The sequence below is a fragment of the Brevibacterium sp. 2SA genome (assembly GCF_005502845.1).
In the GTDB taxonomy this organism is placed as follows: Bacteria; Actinomycetota; Actinomycetes; order Actinomycetales; family Brevibacteriaceae; genus Brevibacterium.
In genome coordinates this window covers 1-11,116 of sequence record NZ_SCMW01000080.1, presented here as the reverse complement: position 1 = coordinate 11,116, position 11,116 = coordinate 1, and the positions used below count along the sequence as shown (strand labels likewise).

Annotated in this window: 10 protein-coding genes and 1 pseudogene; 8 read left to right on the top strand and 3 right to left on the bottom strand. The window is 69.5% G+C overall.

Going from position 1 to position 11,116, the window contains the following annotated elements; all coding sequences use genetic code 11:
- The 7 genes and pseudogenes from FFS20_RS18425 to FFS20_RS17005 all read left to right on the top strand — a co-directional run.
- A pseudogene (locus FFS20_RS18425) lies at window positions 1–440 on the top strand (hypothetical protein); the annotation flags it as partial.
- Window positions 437–1,108, top strand: a complete 672-nt coding sequence (locus tag FFS20_RS17030; protein WP_137826973.1) for a response regulator transcription factor — start codon at window positions 437–439, stop codon at window positions 1,106–1,108. The pseudogene FFS20_RS18425 and the gene FFS20_RS17030, both read left to right, overlap by 4 nt.
- A 337-nt stretch (window positions 1,109–1,445) precedes the next feature.
- A complete protein-coding gene (locus FFS20_RS17025; RefSeq protein WP_137826972.1) occupies window positions 1,446–2,066 on the top strand; it encodes a TetR/AcrR family transcriptional regulator in 621 nt (206 codons plus the stop codon).
- A 148-nt stretch (window positions 2,067–2,214) separates the two neighbouring features.
- Window positions 2,215–3,102, top strand: coding sequence for an ATP-binding cassette domain-containing protein (locus tag FFS20_RS17020; RefSeq protein ID WP_137826971.1), 888 nt, complete (start codon window positions 2,215–2,217; stop codon window positions 3,100–3,102).
- On the top strand, window positions 3,099–4,232 hold the full coding sequence (locus FFS20_RS17015; protein WP_137826970.1) for an ABC transporter permease: 1,134 nt from the start codon (window positions 3,099–3,101) through the stop codon (window positions 4,230–4,232). The genes FFS20_RS17020 and FFS20_RS17015 overlap by 4 nt, the downstream gene beginning before the upstream one ends.
- A 199-nt stretch (window positions 4,233–4,431) precedes the next feature.
- Window positions 4,432–6,213 carry an alkaline phosphatase gene (phoA, locus tag FFS20_RS17010; protein ID WP_137826969.1) on the top strand — a complete coding sequence of 594 codons (1,782 nt, stop codon included), beginning with the start codon at window positions 4,432–4,434 and terminating at the stop codon, window positions 6,211–6,213.
- A 362-nt stretch (window positions 6,214–6,575) separates the two neighbouring features.
- Complete coding sequence (locus FFS20_RS17005; protein ID WP_137826968.1) at window positions 6,576–7,151, top strand: GNAT family protein; 576 nt, start codon at window positions 6,576–6,578, stop codon at window positions 7,149–7,151.
- Window positions 7,152–7,159: 8 nt separating this feature from the next.
- Here FFS20_RS17005 and FFS20_RS17000 read toward each other — a convergent pair whose 3' ends face one another.
- The 3 genes from FFS20_RS17000 to FFS20_RS16990 all read right to left on the bottom strand — a co-directional run bounded on the left by FFS20_RS17000 (window position 7,160) and on the right by FFS20_RS16990 (window position 9,616).
- Window positions 7,160–7,894 carry an ABC transporter permease gene (locus FFS20_RS17000; protein WP_137826967.1) on the bottom strand — a complete coding sequence of 245 codons (735 nt, stop codon included), beginning with the start codon at window positions 7,892–7,894 and terminating at the stop codon, window positions 7,160–7,162.
- Complete coding sequence (locus FFS20_RS16995) at window positions 7,891–8,739, bottom strand: ABC transporter ATP-binding protein (protein WP_137826966.1); 849 nt, start codon at window positions 8,737–8,739, stop codon at window positions 7,891–7,893. The genes FFS20_RS17000 and FFS20_RS16995 overlap by 4 nt, the downstream gene beginning before the upstream one ends.
- Window positions 8,740–8,953: 214 nt before the next feature.
- Entirely contained in the window at window positions 8,954–9,616 is a 663-nt protein-coding gene (locus tag FFS20_RS16990; protein WP_171007127.1) for a TetR family transcriptional regulator, read from the bottom strand.
- Between the two features lie 201 nt (window positions 9,617–9,817).
- Between FFS20_RS16990 and FFS20_RS16985 the strand changes: the two genes are divergently transcribed.
- Window positions 9,818–11,086: a pyridoxal phosphate-dependent aminotransferase gene (locus FFS20_RS16985; RefSeq protein WP_137826964.1), complete on the top strand. Its 1,269-nt coding sequence runs from the start codon at window positions 9,818–9,820 to the stop codon at window positions 11,084–11,086.
- The last annotated feature ends 30 nt before the right edge of the window (window positions 11,087–11,116 follow it).

Here is an 11,116-nt window from a genome sequence, read left to right as displayed (position 1 = left end):
GCGGGCAGTCGCCCGGGGGCGGACAGTCACCCGGGGTCGGGCAGTCACCCGGCACCGGACAGTCCGACGGTGCCGGCCGGTCGCAGGGCACGGGGCTCGGCATCGTCGGGATGCGCGAGCGGATGAGCGCCCTCGGCGGCACCCTCGACGCGGGTCCGAAGTCACGCGGCGGCTGGCTCGTCCGCGCCCGAATCCCCTACACGCGCCCGGAAACGCCCCCGACGGCGTCGACCGCGCCCGAGATCACCGCACCTGAGATCTCTGCATCGACCGCGAATTCTCCGACGCCGATGGCAGACCAAACGCCTGCGGCCGAGACCACGGACAGCGCCGCCTCGGCGCCCGCGTCCCCGGACAGCCCGAACCCCACCGCACCGCCGGAGACGACCGCACCTCCGAACCCGACCGCACCCCCGAGCACAAAGGCACGGCACGCATGATCAGAGTCCTCCTCGTCGACGATCAGTCGATGGTCCGCACCGGCTTCCGCACGATCCTCGAATCCGAGGACGGCATCGCCGTCGTCGGCGAAGCCCAGAACGGGCAGATCGCGATCGACCGTGCCATCGAGCTCACGCCCGACGTCATCTGCATGGACGTCCAGATGCCGGTGATGGACGGCCTCGCCGCCACGGCGGAGATCGTCCGGCGCGACATCGGAAGCGCCGTCCTCATGCTCACGACTTTCGATCGCGACGACTTCCTCTTCGAAGCGCTCGCCGCGGGGGCCGGCGGCTTCCTCCTCAAGACCGCCGAGGCCGAACAGCTCATCGACGCCATCAAGGCCCTCGCCAGCGGGGACGGCCTGCTCTCCCCCGAGGTCACGCGCCGCGTCATCGAACGCTCGGTGCACGCCCCGGCTGCGACCGCGCAGCCCTCTCCCGCACTCGACCTCCTCACCGAACGCGAACAGGAGGTCCTCCGCCTCCTCGCCACCGGCCTGAGCAATGCCGAGATCGCCGGTCGGCTCCACCTCGGCGAGGCCACGGTGAAGACGCACGTGTCGAACCTGCTCGCCAAGCTCGGCATCCGCGATCGCACACACGCTGTCATCTGGGCGTATGAGAACGGTGTCGTCCGCGTCGGGGAGTCCGCGCCGACGACATGACCACCCCGACACCCGCCCCGAGGACACGACCGCCTCGGCGCTTCTCCCACAGAGCGCTTCTCCCACAGAGCGCCTCGTCCCACGGGGCTCCGCATCCCACAATGCGCCTCATCCGACAGGGCACCTCACCCACGGACGGAGCAGGGCGCTGCTGTTCACAGCGCCCTGCCTCCACGTCCATTGGGGATGGATCACGAGCACTGCTCATGAGGGGTGAGCGGGATGGTATGCCACCGCTCGTTACGTAGCGTAACGGAATGATAAAGAACCGGCAACCCCACCCCTCTCCTCTGCTACAGTCAGAGCGAATTCTGCGACCGCACGACCGATGTGAAGGATGATCGACATCAGCACCAATCGATTCTCCGGTCGGCCGCGCGACGATTCGATCGACCTGAGCATCCTCGATGCCGCGGCGCAGATCATCATCGACCAGGGCTACGGGGCGGCGACGGTCGCTGCGATCGTCGCCTCCGCCGGCACGAGCAAGCCCGCGTTCTATCGCCGCTTCACCAGTGTCGCCGACCTCGTCCCCGCGCTCGTCGATCGGCGGCACCCGCTCGACACCCCGGAGCCCACCGGCACTCTCGCCGGCGACCTCCGCGCCTTCCAAGCCCAGCAGGCGGCGATCTTCAACGATCCGTTCGTCCGCGCGGCGATGCCCGCGTGGCTCGCCCACATGCACGACGGCCCCGACGAGGCGGCCGACGCCTTCGTCAAGGGCTTCCTGCCGCAGCGGATGGCGGTGCTCACCGAGATCCTCGACCGCGCCGCCGCCCGCGGGGAGATCGTCCTCGACGACGTCGAAGCGGACGCCCTCATGGAGAGCTTCGTCGGCACGTTCCTCATGCGTTCGCTCATCCCCGGCTCGTCGCTGCTCGACGACGTCGACATCGACCGCTCCGTCACCCTCGCCCGACTCCTCATCGATCAAGCCCAGCCCGGGCAGACGGGCTGAGCGCAGGCCCGGCGAAGTCGGAACGCGCCGCAGCCGGCCCCGACCGGCCGGGGTCCGCTGCGACACAGGCAGCTCCCCCGGCAGCAGGAGGCGGATTTCGCCCGTCCGGGTGAGCCGCGGGCACCGTGTCCCCGCATAGCGTTGAGGCATGATCACGCTTGAGAACATCGCACGCAGCTTCGGCGACAAGCAGGTCCTCCACGACCTCTCGTTCACCATCGGCGACGGCCGGATGACCGGTTTCGTCGGCGCGAACGGCTCAGGCAAGACGACGACGATGCGGATCCTCCTCGGCGTCCTCGCCGCCGATGCCGGTCGCATCACCGTCGACGGCCAGCCGATCACCGCCACCGACCGCAGCGCCATCGGATACATGCCCGAGGAGCGCGGGCTCTACCCGAAGATGCCGATCATCGATCAGCTCGTCTACCTCGCCCGCTTCCACGGCCTCAGCCGGCATTCGGCGAAGCGCCGCGGTCTCGAACTCCTCGACCGGCTCGACCTGAGCGGCAAGCCGACGGACACGCTCGAATCGGTCAGCCTCGGCAACCAGCAGAAGGTGCAGATCGCCGCAGCCCTCATCCACCGCCCCCGCGCGCTCGTCCTCGACGAACCGTTCTCCGGTCTCGACCCGATCGCCGTCGAACGCACCCTCGACGTGCTCACCGACTTCGCCGACACCGGTGCTCCCGTCCTCTTCTCGAGTCATCAGCTCGACCTCGTCGAACGCCTCGTCGACGATCTCGTCATCATCAACCAGGGCCGCCTCGTCGCGACCGGCACCGCCGACGAGCTGCGCAGGCAGCGCAGCCGCCCGGAGTGGATCCTCGAGGCCGATGCGGATCTCGCCTGGGTCCGGGACCTTCCCGACATCGACGTCGCCGAGTTCGACGGCACGTGGGTGCGGTTCTCCGCCCCTGACGGTGATGCCGCCGAGGCGGTCCTCCGGCAGGCGATGGCCCTGTCGTCCGTGCGCGCGTTCGCACCCCATTCCGTTCCCCTCAATCGTCTCTTCCAGGAGGTCACGCAGGCATGAGCGCCCACCAGCCCATTCCCGGAACCCATCTCTCGACACCGGTGACGACGACCCGGGCGAGCTTCACCACGGCGATCGGCCTCGTCATCGAGCGCGAGATCATGGTCCGGCTGACCTCGAAGGCCTTCGTCTTCTCCACTCTGCTCGGGGTCATCCTCTTCGGCGCGCTCGTCGCCGTCTCCGGGTCGCTGCCCTCACTGTTCGCCTCGACGGACAAGGTGGCGGTCACCTCGGCGGGTTCCGTGGCCAGCATCGACGGCATCGAACCGGTCGTCGTCGGCAGCACCGAGGAGGCCGAGGAGCTCGTGCGCAGCGAAGAGGTCGTCGCGGCCGTCGTCGACTCCGCCGACTCACCGACCGGGACGACGATCATCGCCCTGCGGGCGGCACCCGAGTCGCTCAGCGGTGCGCTCAGCCTCGCCCCGACCGTCGACATCCTCGACCCGAATGCCCCCGACCCGGCGCTCACCCGCTTCATCGGGCTCGGCCTCGGCCTGATCTTCCTCTCCTCGGCGATGACGTTCGGGATGACGATCGCCTCATCGGTCGTCGAGGAGAAGCAGTCGCGGATCGTCGAGATCCTGCTCGCCTCCACCTCGGCGCGGGCGATCATGTTCGGCAAGGTCATCGCGTGCTCGGTGCTCGCGTTCGCGCAGGTCGCGCTCACCGCGGTCGCGGTGCTCGTCGGTGCCGCGATCAGCGGCAACGACCTCGTCCTCGGTCGTCTCGCCGACCCGATCGCGTGGTTCATCCCCCTCTTCGTCGTCGGCTTCGTCATGATCGCCGCCCTCTACGCGGCTGCCGCGTCGATGGTCTCCCGCTCGGAGGACCTCGGGTCGACGAGCACGCCGATCATGATGCTCATCCTCCTGCCCTACATGGGCGTCGTCCTCTTCTCCGACAACGAGTCGATCATGGCGGTGCTCAGCTACATTCCGTTCTCCGCGGCCGTCGCCGTCCCGATGCGGGTGTTCATGGGCACGACCGCCTGGTGGGAGCCGCTCGTGTCGCTCGCGATCCTCGTGGTCACCACGCTGCTCGCCCTGCTGCTGGCCACCCGGATCTTCGAGCAGTCGATCCTGAAGTCGGGACCGAAGGTGTCGTGGAAGCAGGCGCTCGGCCGGTCATGACCGGACCCGGCCCGAGCGCTCGGCCGGGTCCGACATGTGCTCGGGCGGTCATGACCGCGCCGCCGGCCGTCCGCATAGTGGTCATGTGACAGGGCAATTCACGCGCCCTTCATCCCGGATCAACACAGTCTGCGAGTTCCCTGAGTAGGTTGGAATGGCAGATTCGCGCACTCGCGCACCACGATCCGAAAGGACAATCATGGCCAGGAGAACTCTGCGTCTCGCAGCAGCAACCGGCGCGCTCAGCCTCGCGCTCTTCGGTGTCGCCGCCCCCGCCTCGGCGGCCGGCATCGATGAGCCCGGCGGTGCCCGCCAGCTCGACGGCGACATGACCGACTCGATCCGGAAGTCGATCGAGGACGCCGGGGCGAAGAACGTCATCCTCCTCATCGGAGACGGCATGGGCGATTCGGAGATCACCGTCGCCCGCAACTACGCCGAGGGCGCGAACGGCCGCTTCTCCGGCATCGACGAACTGCCGCTGACCGGCAGCTACACGACGTACGCGGTCGACCGGGACACCGGCAAGCCCAACTACGTCACCGACTCCGCGGCGAGCGCCACCGGCTGGGCCTCGGGCGTGAAGACGTACAACGGAGCGCTCGGCATCGACCGCAACGGCACCCCGGAGAAGACCCTCGTCGAGATCGCCCGGGCGAACGGCCTGAAGACCGGAAACGTCTCAACTTCTGAGATCCAGGATGCGACTCCGGCCGCGCAGGCCTCGCACATCTCCGCCCGCGGCTGCTACGGCCCCGAGGAGACGAGCCAGGACTGCTCCGAGGCCGCCCTCGAGAACGGCGGGCTCGGGTCGATCAGCGAGCAGATCCTCAACACCCGCGCCGATGTCACTCTGGGCGGCGGCTCGGCCTCCTTCGAGCAGACCGCGAAGGCCGGTGACTGGGAGGGCAAGACCCTGCGCCAGCAGGCCGAGGAGCGCGGCTACCAGCTCGTCGACGACGCGTCCTCACTCGATGCGGTGACCGAGGCGAACCAGGACGCCCCCGTCCTCGGCCTCTTCTCCGAGGGCAACTTCCCCGTCCGCTGGGAGGGCCCGCTGGCCACCCGCACCGGTGGCGGCGAACCGGCCGCGCAGTGCACGGACAACCCCGAGCGCACCTCCGCCGTGCCCAGCCTCGAGGCGCTGACGACCAAGGCCGTCGACCTCCTCGACAACGACAAGGGCTTCTTCCTCCAGGTCGAGGGCGCGAGCATCGACAAGCAGAACCACGCGGCGAACCCGTGCGGTCAGATCGGTGAGACCGTCGACCTCAACGAGGCCGTCACCGCGGCTCTCGACTTCGCGAAGCAGGACGGTGAGACGCTCGTCATCACGACCGCCGACCACGCCCACACGAGCCAGATCGTCGAGACGGGTTCGACGACGCCGGGCCTGAGCCGCACGCTGGAGACGAAGGACGGCAGCCCGATGACCGTCGCGTACGGCACCGCCGAAGAGGGCAATTCGCAGAGCCACACCGGGTCGCAGGTGCGCATCGCCGCCTATGGTCCCGGTGCCGCGAACGTCGTCGGACTCACCGACCAGACGGACACGCACTTCACGATCCTCGACGGACTCGGCCTCGACCCCGACGCCGAGGTGCCCGGCGACCCGGGTGACGACCCCGCGGGCTCCGATGACTCGAGCGGCACCTCCGAGGGGTCCGCTGACGCCGGCGGGAACGAGTCGAACGGCTCGGCCGATGCCGGCGGATCGGACGCCGGTGGCGATGAGTCGAACGGGAACTCCGATGAGAACGGCGCCGGTGGAGCCGGTGGCTCGGGCGGCGGCTCGGACGGCGGCGAGGGCAACGGCTCCTCCGGCGGCGACCAGGGCCCCGGACTCGCCGGCAAGGGCGGAGGCACCCTCCCGCGCACCGGTGTCGAGATCGGCGCGGCGATCTTCTTCGGTGTCGCCGCGATCATCGGCGGCACCGCCCTCGTCCGCTACGCCCAGCGCCGCAAGCTCATCAACATCTGAGCAGCAGGACGCTCTGACTCAGAGTCCGGGCTGAGCCGAATCAGCTCACGCCTCCGCTCACGGCACGGCCGTCGGCCAGCGGCACGGGTTCCCCGTGCTGTGGGTCGGCGACCGTGCCGTTCGCGCTCCCGCGAGCAGGTGGCCCGGGAAGCTGGGGCGCGTGCCCAGGCACGGTGGGGCGAGTGCCCGGGCACGGTGGGGCGAGCGCCCGGCCTCAGGGTCGGCCGGGGCGAGGCCCCACCCCGACCGAGTGCGCCGTCACGGACCCCTCCGTACGGGCCCCTCGGTACGAATGCCCCATCCCGAATGCACCCCATGTGCGCACCTTGACCCGGGGGTGGCGGCGTGGTTCGGTAGACGACATGACCGACCCTGCGCTCACCGTCCGCACCGCGCGGCTGCGCCTGCGCACCTACCAGCCCTCCGACGCCGAGGCGCTGCTGCCGATCTATGCGCGCGAGGACGTCTCGCGGTTCCTTCTCTGCGACCCCTGGACCGCCGAGGTGGCGCGGACCGAGATCGGCAAGCGGATCCCCCGCACGGGGCTGGCCGGGGAGTCGAAGGCACTCGCCCTCGTCATCGAGACCGACGACGATCATGAGGACTTCGCCGGCTCGACCGTCATCGGCGACATCGCGATCTGGCTCGACTCCGCGGACGAGACGAAGGCGGAGATCGGCTGGGTGCTCAACCCCGCTGCCGGCGGCCACGGCTTCGCCTCGGAGGCGGCGCTCGCCGTGCTCAACCATGCCTTCGACGACGCTCAGCTGCGCCGGGTCGTCGCGCAGATGGATGCCCGGAACACCGCCTCGGCGAAGCTGGCCGAGCGCATCGGCATGAAACGCGAAGCCCACCTGCGCAGGGACTGGTGGTCGAAGGGCGAGTGGACGGACACCCTCGTCTTCGGGATGCTCGCCTCCGACCGCAGGCGGGCCTGAGCGCGCTGTCACGGGGTCCGACGGCGCAGCGTGAGCGAGCCGACGATGATCGCCCCGACGATCCAGCAGACGATGAAGAGGATCCGCAGCCACACCCAGTCGGCGTCCTCGGACCCCGTGGCGACGGCGGTGAGCGCGTCGATCGCGTGCGACAGCGGCAGCCAGTCGCCGATGGTCTCGAGCACCTCGGGCAGCCGGTCCCGGGCGAGGAAGATCCCGCCGAGGAGGATCTGCGGGAAGACGAGCACCGGCATGAACTGGACGACCTGGAACTCGGTGCGCGCGAACGCGCTGGCGAGCAGGCCGAGCGCGGTGCCGAGGAGGGCATCGGCGATCGCGACGACGAAGAGCAGGACCATCGACCCCTCGATCTCGAGTCCGCACACCCAGATCGCGTAGGTCCCGGCGATCGCCGTCTGCACGATGGCGAGGAGACCGAACGCGAGCGTATAGCCGAGGATGAAGTCACCCTTGCCGAGCGGCATCGACAGCAGCCGCTCCAGCGTCCCGCTGCGACGCTCGCGCAGGGTGGAGATGCTCGTGACGAGGAACATGACGATGAACGGGAAGAGCGCGAGCATCGCCGGGCCGATGTCGGCGAAGACCTCGGTCTCGTCGAAGATCCACGCGACGAGGCCGATGAGGAGGCTCGGCACGACGAGGAGGAGCGCGATCGTGCGCGGATCGTGACCGATCTGGAGGAGGACGCGCCCGGCGGTGGCGAGCGTGCGCTGGGCGGTCATCGCGTGCCTCCGTCCCGGCCGGCGGATCGTTCCCGACCGCTGCTCGAGGATCGCCTGCGCCCGCGTCGCCGCGACGGCCTGCGGTGGTTCGCGGCACCGTTCGTAACCTCGCCGAGGAGGTGGTGGCCTCCGGCGCGATCGCGTTCGATGATCGTGAGGAAGGCATCCTCGGCGGTCTCCGCACCTGTCGCGGCGAGGAGGTCGGGCGGGGTGGTGTCGGCGATGATGCTGCCGTCGCGCATGAGGAGGAGCCGATCGCACCGGGTCGCCTCGTCCATGACGTGGCTCGAGACGAGGATCGTCGCCCCGTCGTCGACGAGCCGGCGGAAGATGTCCCAGAGGTCGGCCCGGAGGACGGGGTCGAGGCCGACGGTCGGTTCGTCGAGGATGAGGAGGTCGGGGGTGCCGAGCATCGCCGCGGCGAGGGAGACGCGGTTGGCCTGCCCGCCCGAGAGCGTGCGGGCCAGCTGCCGCGTCTGCCCGGTCAGGCCGGTGCGCTCGATGACGCGGGCGGCATCCGCGGCCGGGGCGCCGACGATGCGCGCGAAGTAGCGGAGGTTCTGCTCGACGGTGAGGTCGTCGTAGATGCTCGCCTGCTGGGTCATGTAGCCGACTCGATGGCGCAGCGCCCTCGATCCGGCGGGCCGACCGAGCACGGTGACGGTGCCGCCGCGGGTGATCTGCATGCCGACGATCGCGCGCATGAGCGTCGTCTTGCCGCTGCCGCTGGGGCCGAGCAGGCCGACGATCGCGCCCGTCGGCACGTCGAGATCGAGCCGGTCGAGGACCGTCGTGCGTCCGCGCCGGACCGTGAGGCCGCGGGTCTCGATGACATTATTCATCATACGATGAATTAGACGCCTCTTCGTCGGAGCCGTCAAGGGGAATCCGTCCGGAATCGGCGCGATCCGGCGGGTACGAGTTGCCATCCGCGTCGGCGCACTGCTCGCCGCATGGCCGTGGAAGGGCTCGCCCCACGACCGTGGACGGGCTTGCCCCACGACCGTGGACGGGCTTGCCCCACGACCGCGGACGGGCTTGCCGTACGACCGTGGAAGGTCAGTCGCGGGAACCGTCGTCGTCGCGGTCCGGGTCGCTGACCTGCGTGTTCCCGTCGATGTGCCGCTGCACGGACAGCGAGGTCCGGGCGATGACCTCCGGCAGCGGCGCCGAGGCGAGCGGTTCGAGGGCGACGACGTGGCGGATGATGAGCACGCCGGCCATCTGACTGAGCACGAGCGAGGACCGCAGCTCCGCCTCGGCGGATTCGATGCCCTCCGCGGTGAGCTTGCCGGTGATCGCCGACCCGAGCTCCCGGACCATGAACTGCCGCAGCAGGCTGCCGGCCGCGGATCCGCCGATGACGGATTTGAGCAGGGTGATGCCGATCGGCCTGATCCTCGGGTCCTCCCAGGCGGTGAGCACCGTGCCGGCGATCGATTCGCCGAGGCGGTCGAGCGGGGCGTCGAGCGCGCGCCGGACGATCCGGTCGGGGCGCACGGGCAGTCTCACCGCCTCGGCGAAGAGGGCAGCCTTCGACTCGAAGTAGTGGTGGACGAGCGCCGGATCGACGCCGGCGCGGCGGGCGATGCCGCGCATCGACGTCGCATCGTACCCGCGGTCGGAGAACTCGTCGGCCGCGGCCTTCGCGATCGCCTGGCGCGCGTCACCGCGCGAGGACTTCGGCGGGCGGCCGCGGCGGCGCGGTGCAGGATCGGACACGGTACTCAGCTTAGTCGCCTGCCGGCAGCCGGGCAGCGGCGCTGCCGGGTCGCCCCGCACGACACGAGCGGCTGCCCAAAGGTCTGCACTTCGGTCCGTCGGGGCGGACAAAGGTGTTCGAAACGCGCCTCTGTTTGGTCGGGAGCACTCAGGTCCGGGCCCTAGCGTGGAAGAGGCAGCAGTCGCCGAAGAAAGGCACACATGTTCAGGCAGTCGTCGAAGCTGGCCAATGTCCTCTATGACATTCGGGGTCCCGTCCTCGAAGAGGCGGAGGCGATGGAGGCAGCGGGACACACGATCCTCAAGCTCAACATCGGCAACCCCGCACCGTTCGGTTTCGAAGCGCCTGAGACGATCGTCCAGGACATCGTCGGTCACCTGCCCGTCGCGCAGGGCTACTCGGAGTCGCGCGGCATCCTCTCGGGGCGCCGAGCCGTCGTCCAGCACTACGAGTCGAAGGGGATCACCAACCTCGACACGCGGGAGGTCTTCCTCGGCAACGGGGTGAGCGAGCTCATCACCCTCTCGCTGCAGGCCCTGTGCAATCCCGGTGACGAGATCCTCGTGCCCAGTCCCGACTACCCGCTGTGGACCGCCTCGGTGGCCCTGTCCGGCGGTACCCCGAAGCACTACCTCTGCGACGACGAGAACGGCTGGCTGCCCGACCTCGAGGATCTCGAGTCGAAGATCACCGAGCGCACGCGCGGCATCGTCGTCATCAACCCGAACAACCCCACTGGTGCGGTCTACCCGCGTGAGACGCTGGCCGCGATCGCCGACATCGCACGCCGCCACCACCTCATCGTCTTCGCCGACGAGATCTACGAGAAGATCACCTACAACGGCGTCGAGATGATCAACATGGCGACCCTGACCGGCGACGACGTGCTGTGCCTGACCTACTCGGGACTGTCGAAGGCCTACCGGATCGCCGGCTACCGGGCGGGGTGGCTCGCGATCACCGGACCCCTCGCCGAGGCGAAGAGCTACATCGAGGGCATCACCCTGCTTGCGAACATGCGGATGTGCGCGAACGTGCCCGCTCAGCACGCGATCCAGGCGGCGCTCGGCGGCAAGCAGTCGATCGAGGATCTCGTGCTGCCGACCGGCCGCCTCGGCGAGCAGATGACCGTCGCCCATGAGGGCCTCAACTCGATCGACGGCGTCAGCGCCGAACGCGCCGACGGGGCGCTCTACCTCTTCGCGAAGCTCGACACCGAGAAGTTCGGGATCACCGACGACGAGCAGTTCGCCCTCGATCTGCTGCGCGAGCAGAAGATCCTCGTCTCCCACGGCACCGCGTTCAACTGGTCGCGGCCCGATCACTTCCGTCTCGTCACGCTGCCGTCGGTCGACGTGCTCACCGAGTCGATCGACCGCCTCGGCGAATTCCTCTCCGGCTACCGGCAGCACGCACCGACGACGTGCGAGCTGCCGATCGTCCGCGAAGTGGAGGGCGCCGCCGGGTAGATTTGGTCCTGTGACCGCACCCCGCCGAGC

Coding starts and splice junctions, on each gene's coding strand:
- FFS20_RS17030 (WP_137826973.1), top strand. CDS start 437: ATGATCAGAGTCCTCCTCGTCGACGATCAGTCGATGGTCCGCACCGGC.
- FFS20_RS17025 (WP_137826972.1), top strand. CDS start 1,446: ATGATCGACATCAGCACCAATCGATTCTCCGGTCGGCCGCGCGACGAT.
- FFS20_RS17020 (WP_137826971.1), top strand. CDS start 2,215: ATGATCACGCTTGAGAACATCGCACGCAGCTTCGGCGACAAGCAGGTC.
- FFS20_RS17015 (WP_137826970.1), top strand. CDS start 3,099: ATGAGCGCCCACCAGCCCATTCCCGGAACCCATCTCTCGACACCGGTG.
- phoA (WP_137826969.1), top strand. CDS start 4,432: ATGGCCAGGAGAACTCTGCGTCTCGCAGCAGCAACCGGCGCGCTCAGC.
- FFS20_RS17005 (WP_137826968.1), top strand. CDS start 6,576: ATGACCGACCCTGCGCTCACCGTCCGCACCGCGCGGCTGCGCCTGCGC.
- FFS20_RS17000 (WP_137826967.1), bottom strand. CDS start 7,894: ATGACCGCCCAGCGCACGCTCGCCACCGCCGGGCGCGTCCTCCTCCAG.
- FFS20_RS16995 (WP_137826966.1), bottom strand. CDS start 8,739: ATGATGAATAATGTCATCGAGACCCGCGGCCTCACGGTCCGGCGCGGA.
- FFS20_RS16985 (WP_137826964.1), top strand. CDS start 9,818: ATGTTCAGGCAGTCGTCGAAGCTGGCCAATGTCCTCTATGACATTCGG.